This window comes from Paenibacillus sp. FSL P4-0127 (genome assembly GCF_038007325.1).
Classification (GTDB): domain Bacteria; phylum Bacillota; class Bacilli; order Paenibacillales; family Paenibacillaceae; genus Fontibacillus; species Fontibacillus macerans.
The window spans coordinates 651,083-667,439 of sequence record NZ_JBBOWY010000002.1; the positions used below are offsets into that span (position 1 = coordinate 651,083).

Below are 16,357 nucleotides of genomic sequence, written 5' to 3' on the forward strand. Positions count from 1 at the left end.
ATGGCTTTAAAGGAGGAGATAGCAGTGAGAAGGCTATTGATTTTCCTTTTAATAGCAATCATGTTTGTGGTTAGCGCTTGTTCGCAAGAAAAGACTGACAAGAACAACAGCCTTGTATTCGTCAAAGGCGGAGCTTTTAAGAACACCAAGTCCAATTACTATGGAAAAGATGTAATCCTATCGGATTTTTATATCGGCAAATACGAGGTCACTCAAAAAGAGTGGGTCGAGGTCATGGGAAGCAACCCTTCACAATTCATAGGCGACAATATGCCGGTAGAAATGGTAAGCTGGTATGACGCTGTTGAGTACTGTAATAAACGGAGTATAAAAGAGGGCTTAGTACCTTACTACAATATAGATAAGAATAAAAAGGACCCGAATAATCTGAGCGATTACGATCATATAAAATGGACCATAACGATCAATGCGGGCGCTAACGGTTACCGATTGCCGACGGAAGCGGAGTGGGAATACGCCGCGGGCGGCGGCCAAATAAGCAAGAGCTACACCTACAGCGGAAGCAATAACGCGGATGAAGCAGCCTGGAATTGGCGAAACGCCGGAGATCAATATTTATCCGGAGACTGGAACTGGCCCATCATAGAGAACAACAATAGTAAAACAAAAGCTGTCGGCGGCAAGAAACCCAACGAGCTGGGGCTTTACGATATGTCGGGCAATGTACGGGAATGGTGCTGGGACTGGTACGGGGACGATTTGGATTATAGTAGCGGCGGATCTTACCGGGTTGTAAAGGGCGGCGGTTGGGTCGGCGACATTCACAGCATCGAGTTGTCTTTTCGCGGCAAGTTCGAGGCGAATGGCTTTGGGGCTGATCAAGGTTTGCGGGTGAGCCGGGGGGAGTAGGCGGTAACAGGACAATCCCCAGGGATTCACATACGAATAAGTATGTTGAATCCCTAAAGTTTTATAAGGTACCCTTTCAAATCTTGATATCAAGGTTTTTTTTTGTTTAGATGTTTTTATAACGACCACTTGTGAATCACTTTTAATTAGACTCGGTAACAAACCGGTTGGTTATAATTGCTTATTAAGGGGGTGTAGATTTGAAGTATTCCGTTATTCCGATTCCGTATCTGCCGGGATGTCCAATCCATTTCATGATGAATGATACTAACTCCGAAGAGCTCCATCAACACTCAGGTCTGGAAATCATCTGGCTCTTTACTGGAAAACTGAAAGTGACAATCGGCCCATATGATTATCATCTACATGAAGACGATCTTCTGCTAATCAACCATTTCGAATCCCATCGCGTCATTCCGCAAGCCTTGAATACTCGCTTTATTCAATTGCATATGGATAGCCTTTTTATATATAAACATAATCACGATTTTTACAGCTTGAATTATGATCTGAAATCCTTCAAAAATAGTGAAGACAATCAACATCCGTATGATGTTGTTCGTATTTTATTCAGTCAATTGATTGCCTATCCGAATAAAGGGAGTCGGGCAAAGAACAAATATGTTCTTCGATTGCTCGGATACTTAACGTCTCGTTTCAGTAGAAAGCTCCCCACGCCGGAACCGGAAAATCGTGCTTTGAATAAAGATTTTAATATTGTCCAGCAAATATTGAACAGGGTTGAACTGGATTTCAAAGGGAAAGTTACGTTAAATCAAATCGCAAGGGAGCAGCATTATAATTCATCTTATCTGTCGGACATCTTCCGGAAAAACGTCGGGGTTACTTTTAAAGCTTATTTGGAAGAAGTTCGGATCAGGTATTCTTTGTTTTTGCTGCAAAACCAGGGAACATCCATTATGAACGTGGCCTTGTCTTCAGGCTTCAGCGATGAAAAAAGCTATTATAAAGCCATCAAAAGTAAATTTTCGTTAACCCCGCTACAGTTGCGCAAAAAGTATCAAGAGGGGAATAACGACGGCCCGGATTTGCTCGGAGCTTCCAACGAGCCATTGATTCATCACTACGCTTCGCTTCCGATCGAATTAAAAACAATAGAGGAACATACGATCCATTCCGCCATTGTCAAAGATATTCAAGCGGATGGATACGAATTGAAGCAGGTGTGGAACAAAATGATGAACATTGGATCCGCCAATACGCTGTTAAATCAAAATATTCGCGATCAAATCAAAGAGATGCGGGAAGAAATCCCAATCGAATATTTACGTTTTGAAGGCGTATTCAACCAGGAATTGGACGTGATTCAGAAAGATCGAGAAGGGTTGAAATTCAATTGGAAATTTATTAACAACATTCTGGATTATATGCGGGAGCTTGAACTCAAACCATTTATTTGCTTAAGTTACATGCCGCTTTTATTTGCCAGCAAAAGCACCAGTTTTTTTAATTATCAGGGAAATACCTCTCCCCCCAAAGAAATGAGTCAATGGCTATCCCTGGTTCAATCCTTTATGATGAATTGCATAAATCGTTACGGCCTTGATACGGTTTCGGAATGGTACTTTCAAATATGGACCGAGTTTCCGGTGCATGGTATTCATTGGAGCGGTACGCTGGAACAGTATTTCGAATTATATAAGCAAACGGCGCTGCTCATTAAGGGAATATCTCCATCGCTCAAAGTGGGACCTGCAGCGGAAAACTTCCATACGGACGATCAACTTTCTGAGAAACTGCTCGAATTCTGTCAAGAAAATGCGGTGCCCCTTGATTTTTACAGCTGCAATATTTACCATAATCGCGTCAAATTTAAAGATTGGCTGGAACGGTCCCAAACAAGTCCTGTTGATATTAAGGTAATTCCGTTTCAATATGAAGCCAAAAATCATACCAAGCATTTGCTGGAAAAGACGCATCGCATGCTGAAAGCTCACGATAAGGAGGATATGGAATTCATCGTAACACGCTGGAACTTTAGCTGGGATGTGACGAACTTCCTTCACGATACGGCCTTTATGGCCACTTTTATTATCGATAATATGCTTGATCCAGCGGCGGTGCATGCCAAGGCCATCGGTTTTTTATCGGCTTCCGATATTCTCTATGAATGGGATATTAAAAGCAATCCCTTTTTCGGGGGGACAGGGTTGGTTAATACGGAAGGCATCAAGAAATCCGCGTATTATGCCTTCGTCTTCTTATCTAAGTTAGGCGGCACCGTGTTTGCCAAAGGCAAAAATTATATCATGACCAAACAAGGAGGTAATATCCAAATTTTAGCTTATAATCACACCTACCCTGACCAATTGTTCATGAAGGGAGATCAATCGGAGCAGCATTCTTATGATATTTTTGAGGAATCCAATGATATGCTATTTAATATTCACCTTCAAAATATATACGGAACGTATAAATGCAAACAATACAGCCTTAACCGAAAGCATGGATCCGCTTATGACGAATGGATTCGCATGGGCGAATACGCCGATCTGAATCATGAAGAAACGGATTACTTGAAAAATATATCCAGACCTTCTCTGCAATTAAAACAGCTCACCTTAACAGGCGATTTTCATCTTACTTTGCATGTTCCGGTTCATGGGATTGAATGCATCATCTTAAATAAGTTCTATAAGTAAGAGTTGAAAGACTACTTTTTAAAAGTAAACCAAAGAATTCCCTGGATCATTTGGGGGAAATTCTTTGGTTTTTTATTTTTTCTTGCGGATATCCGCTGCACTTGCGCTTATCTTCCTATCACTTGCCCAAGAAATCGGAAGGAATCATGGACGGATCTGCATTAAAATTTGTTTGAAAGCGGTTTTATAGAGATTTGAAAAACAGATTGGAGGAGATATTGGATGAAGGCCAATAAACAGGTTCGCTTGTCTTATACCGCGAAGGCGAAGAAAATCGTCAGCCAAATGAGTTTGGAAGAAAAAGTATATCTCATGAGCGGAAGAGTCTCCATGGAAGAGATGCTGGAAGATTTTAAGGTGAGACATTACAACTGGCGACCTTATCCCGCCGGCGGAAATGACCGCTTGGGAGTGCCGGAAATGAAATTTGTCGACGGCCCGCGTGGAGTCGTATCCGGCAACAGCACCTGTTTTCCGGTAGCTATGGCAAGAGGCGCTGCCTTTGACCCGGAACTTGAAGAGCGCATTGGGCATGCAATAGGCAAAGAGGTTCGTGCGCAAGGCGGCAATTTTTTTGGCGGCGTTTGCATTAATCTCCCGTATAACCCGGGTTGGGGCAGAAGCCAGGAAGTCTACGGCGAGGAATCGTTCCACTTGGGCGTCATGGGCTCCTCTTTGGTAAAAGGCGTTCAGGGAGAAAATGTAATCGCTTGCGTGAAGCATTATGCTTTCAACAGCATGGAATGGGCTCGATTTAAGGTAAGCGTCACCGCCGATAAACGAACGGAACGCGAGGTTTTTTTGCCGCACTTTAAGGATTGTGTAGATGCGGGTGCCGGCAGTGTGATGAGTGCTTATAACATGTACCACGGAATTCATTGCGGGCATCATGATTATTTGTTAAATCGGGTTTTGAAGGATGAATGGGATTTTGACGGCTTTGTCGTCAGTGATTTTGCCTGGGGTATCAAAGATACGGTCGAAGCGGCAAATGGCGGTATGGATGTTGAAATGTGCCATACGAAATTTTTTGGCGACAAGCTGGTTGAAGCCGTAAGGAACGGCCAAGTCAGTGAAGAAAAAATCGATGAGTCGGCAGTAAGAATTGTCCGTACATTACTGGCATTTACAGAAGCAGACAAGGATACGTACGGGAAGGACCTGATCGCAAGCCAAGAGCATATCGCATTAGCGCTGGAAGCGGCCGAGAAGTCTATGACCTTGATGAAAAACGATCACCATGTCCTGCCGTTCTCAAAAACGAAAACAAAGCGTATCGCGGTTATTGGCGAACTCGGCAGCAAAGGAAATATCGGCGATCATGGTTCAAGCCGTGTGTTTCCGCCATACGTTGTTACACCGCTCCAGGGGATCGAACGTTTACTTCCAAATGCCGAGGTGATCTTCAATAACGGTAAAGACCTGGAGCAAGCGAAGCAATTGGCGAAATCCGTTGATGCCGTTGTCTTTGTCGTAGGATACGACCACGATGATGAAGGGGAATCCGTCACGAACGAAGATGCCGATTTGAAGGCGGGTGGGGACCGTAAAAACAGTCTTGGTTTGCATACGAAAGATATTGAACTGATCAACGCGGTTGGCCCCGTTAACCCAAACTCTGTTGCGGTATTGATCGGCGGCAATATGATCATGATTGAAGAATGGAAGCCGTCGGTTTCCTCCATCCTGATGGCCTACTATCCGGGAATGGAAGGCGGCACCGCCATAGCCAAAACGTTGTTCGGCGACGTCAATCCGGGCGGCAAACTGCCTTTTGTGGTACCGGCGAGCGAAAGCCATCTTCCCCAAGTGGATTGGGATGCAACCGAGATCAAATATGACTATTATCACGGATATGCCAAATTGGAGAAAGAAGGCATCCAGCCTTCCTTGCCATACGGATTTGGTTTATCCTACACCAGCTTTGCGATTTCCAATGCTTCCTTCAAAACAATGGATAATCAAATCATCGCTGCTTGCGAGGTTGAAAATACAGGGGACGTAACGGGCGACGAAGTCGTGCAACTGTATGTCGGTTTCGCCAACTCCAAGATAGATCGGCCAGTTAAAGTTCTGCGCGGGTTTAAGCGGATTACGCTGAAGCCGGGTCAAAAAGCGAAGGTTGAAATCGCCTGCCCGGTTGAAAAAATCAAGTGGTTCAATCCTGCCGCAAACCGGTGGGAGCTTGAAGAGATGGCCTATGAAGTGTACATCGGAACCAGCAGCACGGAGAAGGATTTAATCAAGGGAAGTATTTACTTACACTAGTTTCTCCTTGAAAACGTTCCCATCAGGAGGGTGCACAATGGCGACAAGAGAAGAGTCGAATCAAAAGTTGTCCTTATTGGAAAAAGTAAGCTACGGTTTGGGAGATACGGCTTCAAACTTGATTTATGCGGTGGTTACCACTTATTTAACTTTCTATTTTACGGATGTTTATGGCATTGGCGCTGCCGCCGTAGGAACGCTATTGCTGGTTGCAAGACTTGTGGATATGCTGGACAGTCCCATTTTCGGCATCTTTATCGACAAGACGCATACCAGATGGGGGAAATCAAGACCGTGGATTTTATGGTCCTGTTTTCCGTTCACCATCGTGACGATCCTGTTGTTTATGGGACCTGAGTTAAGCGCGTCCGGGAAGCTGGCGTATGCCTACATTTTCTATATTGCTTCCAACATCCTGTATACCGCCGTTAACAATCCGTTAACTACCTTGCTTCCGAGCTTGTCCAGCGATGTTCAGGAAAGAACGGTAGCTAACTCCTTTCGGATGTTTGGCGGGCAACTGGGCGGATTGCTTGTCAATCTGACGTTATTGCCGCTTGTCGCATTTTTCGGGAATGGGGATCAGCAAAAAGGCTTCTTCCATACGATGATTCTGTTTGGCGCAGTGGGACTTGTGATGTTCCTGATCACATTTTTCAATACGAGAGAACGGGTTCAGGATCGATCCGGGGGAAAATCATTGCCTGTACGAGAGAGCGTCAAGGCGATAAAAGGCAATATGCCATGGTTTGCCGGGGTTTTAGTGGGCGTCGTATTTTTTATCTTGTACGTGGTGAAATTGTCGTCGGGCATTTATTACATTACCTACAATCTGAATCAGCCTGACCTCGTTACTACGGCCAATACGCTCGGCTCGTTGACGCTGGTGGGAATTATCTGTGTGCCGTTCTTATCCAAGAAGTTCAGTAAAAAAACGTTGATGATCGCCGGAATGGCCATCAGCATGCTCGGTCAGTTGATTATTTATCTTGGCGGTAATAGTACGGCCATGGTGCTTACGGGTATAGTCATTGGCGCCGTTGGTCTAGGCTTGCCGGTCGGGTTATTGTTTGCACTCATTGCCGATACGGTTGACTATGGCGAATGGAAATCGGGCGTCCGCGCGCAAGGCTTGCTTGCTTCTACCGCTTCCGGGATCGCGATTAAATTAGGCTCCGGTCTTGGCGGAGCGATTCCGGCTTGGTTGCTTGCGGCAGGGGGTTATGTTGCCAATCAAACTCAGACGCCATCCGCACTTCATATGATAGAAATCAGCTTTATTTGGCTGCCGATCCTTTTATGTATATTGTCGATTCTCATCTTGGTTTCTCTGTACCGGTGGGAGAAACCGCATCATGAGATTGTTGCGGAATTGGAAGCGAGAAGAGTTCAATAAAATCGCGAAACGCAAACGAGCTCTCTTTCCCGACGAAAGAGAGCTTTCTTTTTCACCAATCCACCTGCTTGTAATCCTTTAAAAATACCCCGGTCCAAGGGCGCTCCGCATCTTTTCCTTCATAGATCGGATCGCAGATTCTGGCCGCGGCATCCTCAAAGTCCAGAGGCAATTCGATCGCCTTGCGGGCCTTCGCCTGCTCCGGGAACTGGTTCGACACCCATCCGGGATCCACGGAGGTAATGAAGATACGATCCTTTTTATATTCCTTGGACATGGTTAGAGTCATCATATTCAGCGAGGCCTTCGCCATGTTGGTGTGAACGTGGTAGCCTCCTTTTCTTTTCATTTGAAAACGGCCTTCCGCCGCGGATACATTTACGATAAAACGGTTTGGATGCGGACTTCGTATCATGGCGTCTTTCAGTTTGGTATTGATTAAAAAGGGCGCGGTCACGTTGATCAATTGAACTTCGAGCATCTCCACCACGGAAATTTGCCGGGACTCGGCCGTCCATGAATTTTGAAGCTGGGAAGAGGAAGCCGGCAAGCTTCGTTCCGGATTCAGCAATTGCAGATACGGGGAATCCGCCGTTTCACTGCTTATCGGATTGGCAATGCGGGGAAGAGCGGTTCCTCCGGCAAGTTGCGGAGACCCTTGTCCGCCAAAAAGCTGTTTTTGGAGTTCCGCTTCTTTTAGCATCAACCCATCGTATTCCTCGGGGGACATTCTCACCGTCTGCGCAGCATTATTGATAATAATGTCGATGTAAGGGAACTCCTTGTTTATGTAGCGGGCAAACATCTCGACTCTTTCGATTTGGCGAAAATCCAACCCGTAAATATGAATACGATCCTTCCAAGTGTCAAAGTCGGGCTCTTTGATATAACGCTGCAGCGCATCGTACGGAAACCGGGTCGTTAAGATAACCCGTACACCATCGCGGAGCAGACGCAGCGCCGTATGATAGCCGATTTTTGTCCGGCCGCCCGTCACCAGAGCGATATAGTTGTCCAGGTGATGCCTGGCTGTCCGTTTCAGCTCATTGTATTCGCCGCAGGCCCGGCATAGCTTGGTATAGTGGTCGTGGACGACCGGATTCGGTTCTTTGCATATATAGCATCTAAATTTTCGGCCGTTTTCCGTTGCTGTTCCCGGGTTCTTCATCTTACCACCTTGAGAAATAATTTACATCCATCATAACATATGATAAAATTTTCTCACACAGTAGCTTAATTAAGGCGCCTGCCTCTCAAGCAGGAGATGAAGGTCTCAATCCTTCCTGTGTAGGGTGATAGTTTAACGAGAACACCTTCCCGCTAAGAAGGAGATGGAGGTTCACTCCTCCTCACCTTTCAACCGTTAAATTGGAGAAGCCCTTCATTCGTTTTTTGCGAGTGAAGGGCTTTTTTAATGTTATGATCTGTCTCTAACCCAACTATCATGCAGCCACTTCTCGGTAACTCTACCGTTGACCCATTTGATTTCTTGTTCAAAGGTAATGGCTTTTCCGTTTTTTACTAGGGTGCTTTCATCATGTTTGTCGATCCATAAGTTATCCAATTTTGCAAATAGGCCCGGCTCAAGCATGCCTAAAAATTGTTGTGCGCTTGCTTTGGCAGCTTCTTTCGTTGGAAGTTCTCCCTCCGCCAAAGTTTTATCCATCCAAGTAACCCCCAGGAGTTTATTGCTGCTTTTTGTTATAACAAATGAAAAATGTTCGCCTCCCGGACCATGGTTTGCGCCGGATGCTTTTTCATAGCGGAACCACCAGACATCTTCAGCGTTTTGCTTTTGGCCTTGAACAGTTTTCAGGACATATCCGTCCGGAATCGTTACCTCATGCGAAATATTTGGTTTGCTCTTTTCCTTCCTTGGACTTGTATCACTTTGAATTACCATTTGCTTTAACCAGAAACGAAGCCAGCAATCCGCTGCCTATGATGAATGCCAATACCTCAAAAGTTAGGATAAAACTTCCGAACTTCATCAGGTTCATTGCGGCGATGGGCCCAAGTAGCGCCAATAAACAATATGAAAGTGTATAGAGTAACGCCGATCACTCTCGCTTCACCTGCGATGCTTCCGATTAACGTGATCAGGGTAGGTACGGAAATCGCTATACCCGTAACAAAAACGATGCTCATACCAATCAGAATCGGGAGATTGGAGCTGATTCCAATGATGACGAGACCCGCTGTCGCTAAGAGCAGCCCGCCTTGTAAAACACGTTTGGCGCCAAATTTACCGGCTAACCGCCCGGCAAACGGAGATGCTAACATCCCGACAATTCCGGCGGCCCGCACCAATAGAATTTGGTTGCTGCTTAAGGCAAAGGGAGTTTGGCTTAAATAATTTCCCAGCGTGCTGTACATTCCCACAAAAGAAAAAAGAAGCGTGATCGTTACGAGGTAGCAAAACAACAGCGATGTATTCGAAAATACAGCCCGGATCTGTCGGAATGTACTCCCCATGCTTACTTGATTCTTTTTGACTTCTCCTCTTGGAACCAAGCCCCCGAACAAAATAGCCGACAGCAAATAGATTCCCCCCAAAATATAAAAAACATAGGACCAGCCAAGATTTATGCTGATCATACTGCTGAAAACCTGGCCGATAATGCCTGCCATCAAGAAACCTGTACTGACAAAACCAATGGTTGTCACTCTTTTTTCAATCGGATACAGTTCCACGATATAAGCAAGGACAACGGGACCAAACGATGCGGCGGCAAAGCCTTGAACGGCTCGGAGCAGGATCAGCCCCGGCAGGCTGTGGACAAGTCCAAGCAAAGGAGATAACAGGCATAAAGCGACCAAACCGTAAAGCATCGTTTGTCTTCTTCCGTACTTTTCCGATAATGTCCCAAAGAAAAGAAAACCGATGGCGTAGGTGAACGAGAAAGAGCTGCTTACCCAGGATGATTGCGACGGTGCTGCATGAAACGCATCCGCAAAGATGGAGACCAAAGGAATCGTGATGTAAAGGCTCGATACAACCGCCAAACCGCACCAAGTCAGTATGGCCGTTATCAGAGAGTAGTTGTATTGATCCGATTTTGCATGAATTTTTTCAACAAGCTGTGTCAATGAAAGGTCCTCCTTAATTGCAAAACCACCCTCCGGAATAATCCTCCAGGTTATTCGCTTCGTTGCTGTGAAATGTCCGTGATGCGGCTTTTTTCCAAAAATTCAGGGTCAGCGGCGATTGCTCCGGCTTGCCCCCAATTGGTCAACGGCGTTTCCCGCAGGATCACCAAAACCTTATCGGGAGGCAGGTTAAAAAGATTTACAGTAGCATCGGTTAGTGCCTTAATCCATTCCTTTTTTTGTTGCTCATTAAAACCTTCCCAGCAGTCTACATTGATAATAGGCATAAATAACATCTCCTTAGTAATTGATTTGCGACAAACGTATAATCACAACATTCATTGTAACTAAATTACAATCAATGTCAATATAAAACTAAAATTTGTAGCTGATCGTCATTTGAGGTAAAATATCTTCAAAGCAATATTTTCATTATTTTCATTGAAGGTGATGACATGAACTCGAACGAAGAGCTTAAAAATATCCTTTTGGATTTCGATTTATTGGGCAAATTGGTTGTCGGGATAGGTGAAGTATCTGAAATTTCAGGCGTTCCCACCAGACAAATAAGGTACTGGGAAGAAAAAGGGATCATCCATTCATCAAAAGAAACCGAGGGGACCACGCGAAAATATGATTATTTGAACGTGAAAAAAGTTCTTTTAATCAAGGAGCTCTTGGATGATGGCTATACTTTGGATGCGGCGGCGAAAAAAGTGGAAGATCGAATGAAAAACATCAGCGAAGCGTTTGCGAAGTTAGCGCAGCGTTCGGAATGAGCTGGAGAATGCAGAAGGGCAGCGGCTCAAAAAGATGGCAATCCATAAGAAACGAAGGATCGTCGTTCATGCTATGATACGTGTAAATTCATGATCGAGGTGGATGAACGATGACCGAAAAAATATCCAAAGGCCGTCTCTGGACGGGGCGAATTATGAGCGGTATTGTCATTTTGTTTATGTTGTTCGACGGCATATCCAAGCTTTTTAAGCCGGCCGTCGTTGTGGAGGGCACGCTGACGCTCGGGTTTGCCGAGCATCATATCGTAACCATTGGCATCCTCGCGCTTCTCTCTACCGTGCTGTACGCCATTCCGAGGACGGCCGTCCTGGGTGCGGTACTGCTGACCGCTTTTTACGGCGGTGTGGTCGCCACGCAAATTCGCGTGGACGCTCCCTTGTTTTCGCATACGCTGTTTGCGGTTTATATGGCGATTCTTGCCTGGGGAGGACTGTGGCTGCGAAACGATAAGGTTCGCCGCTTGTTTTGGTAATTGATTAGGTGGGAGTTAGCGGAGAAGTGGAGATTGAAAGAAACGTCGGTAACCCCGGTGTTCTTTTTTTGACAGGATATGGGGATGTAATCAGGGGAATACTTTTAAAAGTAATTAAGATAAAGAATAGAAATATGCTACAGTATTAATTTATATTAATAATATGAGAGGAAAGGAGCGGTGCCTATGGAACATAGATTGCTTAAACTGTTGCAGGAAGAAAAAGAGATGCACTTAAAGGGAGGCCTGTACCATCAGACCCAGATTAAGCTTGCCTATAATTCCAATCGTATTGAAGGAAGCCGGCTTTCCGAGGATCAGACACGGTATATTTTTGAAACCAATACTATTCATATGGAGCAGGAAGAAGCGGCAAACGTTGATGATATTATTGAAACGGTAAATCATTTTACCTGCTTTGATTATATGTTGGACCATGCAGCGGAGGATTTATCTGACGAAATGATCAAAGAGTTTCACCGTCTCCTAAAGAGAAATACCTCGGATGAAAAAAAAGAGTGGTTTCGTGTTGGAGATTACAGAACGCGACCCAACGTAGTTGGGGATAGCAAGACGACAGCACCGGGAAAAGTTGAAGGTGAAATCAAAAAGCTGCTTGCTGCTTATCACCAAATAAAGCAGGTTACCGCCCAGGATATTATAGAGTTTCATCATAAGTTTGAAAGCATTCATCCTTTTCAGGATGGGAACGGCCGGGTGGGCAGGATAATTATGTTCAAAGAATGCCTGAAGCATGATATCATGCCTTTCATTATTGATCACGAGTATAAGCTTTTTTATTATCGGGGATTAAAGGAGTTTCAGGTAGAAAGAGGGTATCTAATCGATACGTGTTTATCGGCACAGGACCGGTATGCGGCCATGGTGGCTTATTTCTTTCCGGACTTTAAACCAAAAGAATAGCATATGAAGCGTCCTTTCAGTGCTTAAAGTTGAGGGCGTTTTTTAGCTGGCGGTTTTTTGTCCCATACAAGGCCGTTATCTGTCAACCAATAAATGACAAAAAGAGGTATGATAAGACTAGAATGAATGATTCGTCTTGTTTTATTTGAAAATTATGCCTGAAATCGATCTTATAGTATTTTTGAAAAATAATCCAACAAATTGCGAATTTCGTTGCCATTTTGGGCACAAAAGTTATAATAAGGTACATAAAGCAAGGGAAGTTGCATATAATATTAGCGGCAGAAAGGAGGTCAACGGTATGGCTACAAGTAGCATAACAAAAGACATTGTTATCAGGGACAAAAAAGCGAGCCAACAGTTGATTTCTGCGCTTGAAAATGCTGACGGTAAATGCTCCCAAGAAGTTTCTTACTCTAAAGCGCATAAAGAAATCCGAGGAGAGAAGATTAAGGAGATCTTTAAGTAACATTGGTCAAGGGCTTCTTAGAAATCCCCTTGCTTGATATGATTAAGCAACTAGGAGAGGAGAAAACAAAACAAATCCTCTCTGATTTTTCATGTCCAAAAGGACAAGACGTAGAATATTTTTTAAAGAACCGTGCAATTGAGTTTGCTAAGCAGAGCATTACACAGACTCAACTGGTTTTTCTACAATATAAACAAGAAACTCAGTTATTGAAGGTTCACAATCCATCCCGCTTATAAAAAGTTTAATGTGGCTCGAACATCATATTGTAACCATTGGCATAGGAACGTCGGTAGCCCCGGCGTTTTTTTTATACACTACACAAGAAAATATCGCCGCTTCATTTGTGAAAAGTTTACATTTTGTTGTAAACCTTATCTGGTGTGGTTAGTATAACAGGCTGATAATGGACTTATCGGGAAAACCATTTTCATAGGAGGTTAAGCGCGATGCCATTTCCACTTTGGTTTCAAGACGCGATAAAACAGAGGGTGGACGACGCTTCGGCCAGGATCGAACGCCATCCTGATGTGTGTAAACTCCGTGCCGAAGAACGCACAGCTTTTAATGCTATGTTTCCTGGGATAGATAAAATGAAACTGCCAGAGTTTATGGACTGGGAGGATAAACACCACTTCAGGCGGGCTTTAGAAAATGAACGTTTGTACATGCAGGGGATGATCGACGGCGTACAGCTTGTTGTTGCGTTGTTTAACGATCCTCTTTTCGTGTCCGACAAACCAGAGACAACATCGAATACGTCAAACTCAGATGCAGACTGATTATGGGGACCATTTAAGCAAATCGGTCAAATGAAAAAGGGGGCGGGAGGAAGCCCCTTTTTTCGTGCTTGAGATGTAGTGCAACATAATCTACATCGGCCCCCCGTTATGTGTAGGCGGGTCCTCCTGTTCCATCTCCGGACCAAACTCGTCAACTGCCGCGGCGGGATTGCCGTCTTGATTCCACGCGTCCTTCGTCATAAACGCCTTTGTTCGTCCTTCATTGGTCGAGTCTTTGGCCTTTGCCTGCTCGAGCTGGTTTTCTGCTTTTTCACTGTCGTTCATAAGGTGACCTCCTATAGAAATTTTGTCTTTTCACATTTTTCGTTTATTAGCATTTCTCAAACATTTCTTAAGTAATTCATAAACAAATTCTCGGTAAGGTAGGGGGCAGATAAAAACAACAATGATTTCGGGATAGGAGAGGGGATTAACATAGTATATGACGTCAATGTGACGGGAACCAAAAACATTGTGGACATGTGCGCTACCAAACAGGTGAAAAAATTGGTGTATGTCAGCTCCACCGGGGCCATTCTTGAAGCGCCGCACGGTCAGGTGATCCGGGAGCCGGAAGTGTTTTCCCGGATCAGGTGGTCGGCTATTATGCAAAAACCAAGGCCATCGCCACGCAATATGTGTTGGAAGCGGTGCGCGGCAAAGATCTGGATGCCTCCATCATTTATCCTTCCGGTATATCCGGACCCGACGACAGCGCCTTCGGGCCATTCACGAGTTTTGTGATCCGTTATTGCCAAGAACAAATGCCCGTGGGTGTTGAAGGCTCCTTCAACGCAGTGGATGTCCGCGATCTTGCGGACGGCGTAATCGCTTGCACGGAGCAAGGGCGAAAAGGTGAGGGGTACATTTTGAGCAATGAGATGGTAGCGATGCGGCGGATGTTCGACCTGATCAGCGAAGCCAGCGGTGCCAAGCGGGTCGAGACCATTTTGACGCCGGAACAGATGCAGGCCATGCCGCAACACCGTTTCGCCCAATCCGAAGGCGGGGCCAATCTTGAGGCTTTGAAATTTGAAATCTACAACTTAACCCGCAATAATCAGTTCTCTTCCGAAAAAGCACGGCAGGAGCTCGATTTCCGCACAAGACCGTTTCAAGAAACCATCGCTGACACGGTGGAGTGGCTGCGCAGCGAAGGGAAACTAACGATAGCCTCACCGAATAAATAAACACCAAGGGCATTGGGATTAAAAAATCCCGATGCCCTTGGTTGTATACTCAGCGAACGTATTAAATCGAATTCAAAAAAGATTGAATATAGGGGAGCGCGGCGCCTATAGGCACACCGTTTTCCGGGGAACGGCTGATATGAATAAATGGTTCATGGCTGGGAAACGCCGTTCTTTCATCAACTTTCTCATGCAAAATATCGATATCCTGCTGCTTTAAGTAAGGAGAAATATGGCCGCCCAAAATAAACTCCCGGTTGATGACCAGGTGGATATTGTTGATCGAAAAAGCCAGGTAATCCAAAAACGCATCCCATCGCTCCGCGTAAGGAGAAACCCCGGAACGTACTTGGCGGAAGAAAGAATCCAAGGTTTCCCCTTCTTCCAACAGCGCGCTTACCGAGCTGCGGGTTTCCATACAGCCCTTCTTGCCGCAGTAACAAGGAGCGCCGTTTGGCTCAATCGTCATATGTTCCACCGTTCCGCTATGTCCTTCTTTGCCCATCTCAATTTGGCCATTGATGATAATGGCGCCTCCGAGATGCCTCCCAATCGACAGGTAGACCGCGTCGCCAATGTCATTTCTAACCCACAGTTCTGCAGCCGCGGCTCCCTTGGCATCATGCACAAACATGCAAGGATACTTGAGATGCCGCGCAAACACATCAATCTCCAGTCCTGTGCAATCCAAGATCTTACCGTATGTGATTTTTTGTCCGTCGGCGGAGGTTAAGGCTTGCACGCCAAATCCGATGCCGAGCACCCGATCTTCCGGCACATCCAGAGACGAGATGAAGGATTGCACGGCATCGCTTAACTCCTTGTAATAACGGTCCCCGTTGGCATAGCCAAGCGGCAATTCCATTTGCCGAAAGACGATGCCAAGCAAATCAACCGCCAAGATCCGCACGGACTCTTTCTGAATTTCCACGCCGATACTAATTCGGGCTTGAGGGCATATGGCATAAGCGGCTGCGCGCCGGCCGACGGAAGATTCAAACAACCCGCTTTTCTCGATCAGTTTTTCCTCTTCCAAACGCACCAGATTTTGCGTAACGGTCGGCAAGCTCAAATGAAGCTGGTTGGCGATTTCCTGTTTTGAAAGTTTTCCATGTTGATAAATGAGATGGTAAATCGCCGAGTAATTGTTCTTTTTTATATCTTTAACTGCGGTGTTATGGTCCATGAAATCTTACCTCATATTTTTATAAAATACTTTTGCAAAAAAGATTTATGTAATCCTAGTTTAACTATATCATAGCGGCTTATACGGCAACAACTTTGGCGGGATATTTGCAGGGTGTTTGCAGGGGGGGGCAGGATATTTACAGCTCGTCATAAGGTTCAGCCAACTTATGCATATTGACGGCAATAAAAAACGGCTATATTATATAAACATATTTTATAAAATAATTTTACAAAATAACTTCAT

The 16,357-nt window shown here is 45.1% G+C and carries 17 protein-coding genes, 1 tRNA gene and 1 pseudogene; 13 read left to right on the forward strand and 6 right to left on the reverse strand.

Going from position 1 to position 16,357, the window contains the following annotated elements:
• The first annotated feature begins 24 nt into the window (after window positions 1-24).
• The 4 genes from NYE74_RS29415 (at window position 25) to NYE74_RS29430 (ending at window position 7,197) form a co-directional block, all read left to right on the forward strand.
• Complete coding sequence (locus NYE74_RS29415) at window positions 25-870, forward strand: formylglycine-generating enzyme family protein (RefSeq protein WP_341005544.1); 846 nt, start codon at window positions 25-27, stop codon at window positions 868-870.
• 200 nt (window positions 871-1,070) lie between these two features.
• The gene (locus NYE74_RS29420; protein ID WP_036625724.1) at window positions 1,071-3,533 is read left to right on the forward strand and encodes a GH39 family glycosyl hydrolase; all 2,463 of its coding nucleotides are present in this window, start codon (window positions 1,071-1,073) and stop codon (window positions 3,531-3,533) included.
• Between the two features lie 222 nt (window positions 3,534-3,755).
• On the forward strand, window positions 3,756-5,801 hold the full coding sequence (locus tag NYE74_RS29425; protein ID WP_036625723.1) for a beta-glucosidase: 2,046 nt from the start codon (window positions 3,756-3,758) through the stop codon (window positions 5,799-5,801).
• A 37-nt stretch (window positions 5,802-5,838) separates the two neighbouring features.
• Window positions 5,839-7,197 (forward strand): glycoside-pentoside-hexuronide (GPH):cation symporter, encoded by a 1,359-nt coding sequence (locus NYE74_RS29430; protein ID WP_120460047.1) that lies wholly within the window; start codon window positions 5,839-5,841, stop codon window positions 7,195-7,197.
• Window positions 7,198-7,249: 52 nt separating this feature from the next.
• Here the strand turns inward: NYE74_RS29430 and NYE74_RS29435 are convergent, their stop codons facing one another.
• Window positions 7,250-8,365 carry an SDR family NAD(P)-dependent oxidoreductase gene (locus NYE74_RS29435; RefSeq protein WP_036625719.1) on the reverse strand — a complete coding sequence of 372 codons (1,116 nt, stop codon included), beginning with the start codon at window positions 8,363-8,365 and terminating at the stop codon, window positions 7,250-7,252.
• Between the two features lie 54 nt (window positions 8,366-8,419).
• Between NYE74_RS29435 and NYE74_RS29440 the strand changes: the two genes are divergently transcribed.
• Window positions 8,420-8,488: transfer RNA gene (locus NYE74_RS29440), tRNA-Glu, on the forward strand.
• 126 nt (window positions 8,489-8,614) lie between these two features.
• Here NYE74_RS29440 and NYE74_RS29445 read toward each other — a convergent pair.
• The 3 genes from NYE74_RS29445 to NYE74_RS29455 are packed head-to-tail and all read right to left on the reverse strand — an operon-like array spanning window position 8,615 to window position 10,574.
• Window positions 8,615-9,100: a YcdB/YcdC domain-containing protein gene (locus NYE74_RS29445; protein ID WP_278739335.1), complete on the reverse strand. Its 486-nt coding sequence runs from the start codon at window positions 9,098-9,100 to the stop codon at window positions 8,615-8,617.
• A 56-nt stretch (window positions 9,101-9,156) separates the two neighbouring features.
• On the reverse strand, window positions 9,157-10,287 hold the full coding sequence (locus NYE74_RS29450; RefSeq protein ID WP_278739334.1) for an MFS transporter: 1,131 nt from the start codon (window positions 10,285-10,287) through the stop codon (window positions 9,157-9,159).
• A 50-nt stretch (window positions 10,288-10,337) separates the two neighbouring features.
• Window positions 10,338-10,574 (reverse strand): tautomerase family protein, encoded by a 237-nt coding sequence (locus tag NYE74_RS29455; protein WP_051985683.1) that lies wholly within the window; start codon window positions 10,572-10,574, stop codon window positions 10,338-10,340.
• A 168-nt stretch (window positions 10,575-10,742) separates the two neighbouring features.
• On the opposite strand from NYE74_RS29455, the gene NYE74_RS29460 reads away from it, so the two are divergent.
• The 6 genes from NYE74_RS29460 (at window position 10,743) to NYE74_RS29485 (ending at window position 13,735) form a co-directional block, all read left to right on the forward strand.
• Entirely contained in the window at window positions 10,743-11,066 is a 324-nt protein-coding gene (locus tag NYE74_RS29460; protein WP_036625716.1) for a MerR family transcriptional regulator, read from the forward strand.
• Between the two features lie 110 nt (window positions 11,067-11,176).
• Window positions 11,177-11,560, forward strand: coding sequence for a DoxX family protein (locus tag NYE74_RS29465; RefSeq protein WP_036625715.1), 384 nt, complete (start codon window positions 11,177-11,179; stop codon window positions 11,558-11,560).
• A gap of 186 nt (window positions 11,561-11,746) precedes the next feature.
• A complete protein-coding gene (locus tag NYE74_RS29470; RefSeq protein WP_036625714.1) occupies window positions 11,747-12,484 on the forward strand; it encodes a Fic family protein in 738 nt (245 codons plus the stop codon).
• A gap of 301 nt (window positions 12,485-12,785) precedes the next feature.
• Window positions 12,786-12,953 carry a hypothetical protein gene (locus NYE74_RS29475; RefSeq protein ID WP_164815204.1) on the forward strand — a complete coding sequence of 56 codons (168 nt, stop codon included), beginning with the start codon at window positions 12,786-12,788 and terminating at the stop codon, window positions 12,951-12,953.
• Between the two features lie 2 nt (window positions 12,954-12,955).
• Window positions 12,956-13,192 carry a hypothetical protein gene (locus NYE74_RS29480; RefSeq protein WP_036625712.1) on the forward strand — a complete coding sequence of 79 codons (237 nt, stop codon included), beginning with the start codon at window positions 12,956-12,958 and terminating at the stop codon, window positions 13,190-13,192.
• 210 nt (window positions 13,193-13,402) lie between these two features.
• Complete coding sequence (locus NYE74_RS29485) at window positions 13,403-13,735, forward strand: hypothetical protein (RefSeq protein WP_036625711.1); 333 nt, start codon at window positions 13,403-13,405, stop codon at window positions 13,733-13,735.
• 90 nt (window positions 13,736-13,825) lie between these two features.
• Here the strand turns inward: NYE74_RS29485 and NYE74_RS29490 are convergent, their stop codons facing one another.
• Window positions 13,826-14,020, reverse strand: a complete 195-nt coding sequence (locus NYE74_RS29490; protein ID WP_036625709.1) for a hypothetical protein — start codon at window positions 14,018-14,020, stop codon at window positions 13,826-13,828.
• A gap of 150 nt (window positions 14,021-14,170) precedes the next feature.
• Here NYE74_RS29490 and NYE74_RS33445 point away from each other — a divergent pair.
• Together NYE74_RS33445 and NYE74_RS29495 are read left to right on the forward strand one after the other, a co-directional pair.
• A pseudogene (locus NYE74_RS33445) lies at window positions 14,171-14,293 on the forward strand (SDR family oxidoreductase); the annotation flags it as partial.
• Window positions 14,294-14,328: 35 nt separating this feature from the next.
• Window positions 14,329-14,925 (forward strand): hypothetical protein, encoded by a 597-nt coding sequence (locus NYE74_RS29495; RefSeq protein WP_278739333.1) that lies wholly within the window; start codon window positions 14,329-14,331, stop codon window positions 14,923-14,925.
• A gap of 61 nt (window positions 14,926-14,986) precedes the next feature.
• On the opposite strand, the gene NYE74_RS29500 is transcribed toward NYE74_RS29495, so the two are convergent.
• Complete coding sequence (locus NYE74_RS29500) at window positions 14,987-16,111, reverse strand: ROK family transcriptional regulator (protein ID WP_036625707.1); 1,125 nt, start codon at window positions 16,109-16,111, stop codon at window positions 14,987-14,989.
• Window positions 16,112-16,357: the final 246 nt, after the last annotated feature.

Excerpts from the sequence above, each read along its gene's own strand:
- NYE74_RS29435 (WP_036625719.1), bottom strand. The coding sequence starts at position 8,365 with ATGAAGAACCCGGGAACAGCAACGGAAAACGGCCGAAAATTTAGATGC.
- NYE74_RS29455 (WP_051985683.1), bottom strand. The coding sequence starts at position 10,574 with ATGCCTATTATCAATGTAGACTGCTGGGAAGGTTTTAATGAGCAACAA.
- NYE74_RS29500 (WP_036625707.1), bottom strand. The coding sequence starts at position 16,111 with ATGGACCATAACACCGCAGTTAAAGATATAAAAAAGAACAATTACTCG.
- NYE74_RS29485 (WP_036625711.1), top strand. The coding sequence starts at position 13,403 with ATGCCATTTCCACTTTGGTTTCAAGACGCGATAAAACAGAGGGTGGAC.
- NYE74_RS29425 (WP_036625723.1), top strand. The coding sequence starts at position 3,756 with ATGAAGGCCAATAAACAGGTTCGCTTGTCTTATACCGCGAAGGCGAAG.
- NYE74_RS29465 (WP_036625715.1), top strand. The coding sequence starts at position 11,177 with ATGACCGAAAAAATATCCAAAGGCCGTCTCTGGACGGGGCGAATTATG.
- NYE74_RS29475 (WP_164815204.1), top strand. The coding sequence starts at position 12,786 with ATGGCTACAAGTAGCATAACAAAAGACATTGTTATCAGGGACAAAAAA.
- NYE74_RS29445 (WP_278739335.1), bottom strand. The coding sequence starts at position 9,100 with ATGGTAATTCAAAGTGATACAAGTCCAAGGAAGGAAAAGAGCAAACCA.
- NYE74_RS29430 (WP_120460047.1), top strand. The coding sequence starts at position 5,839 with ATGGCGACAAGAGAAGAGTCGAATCAAAAGTTGTCCTTATTGGAAAAA.
- NYE74_RS29470 (WP_036625714.1), top strand. The coding sequence starts at position 11,747 with ATGGAACATAGATTGCTTAAACTGTTGCAGGAAGAAAAAGAGATGCAC.
- NYE74_RS29490 (WP_036625709.1), bottom strand. The coding sequence starts at position 14,020 with ATGAACGACAGTGAAAAAGCAGAAAACCAGCTCGAGCAGGCAAAGGCC.
- NYE74_RS29460 (WP_036625716.1), top strand. The coding sequence starts at position 10,743 with ATGAACTCGAACGAAGAGCTTAAAAATATCCTTTTGGATTTCGATTTA.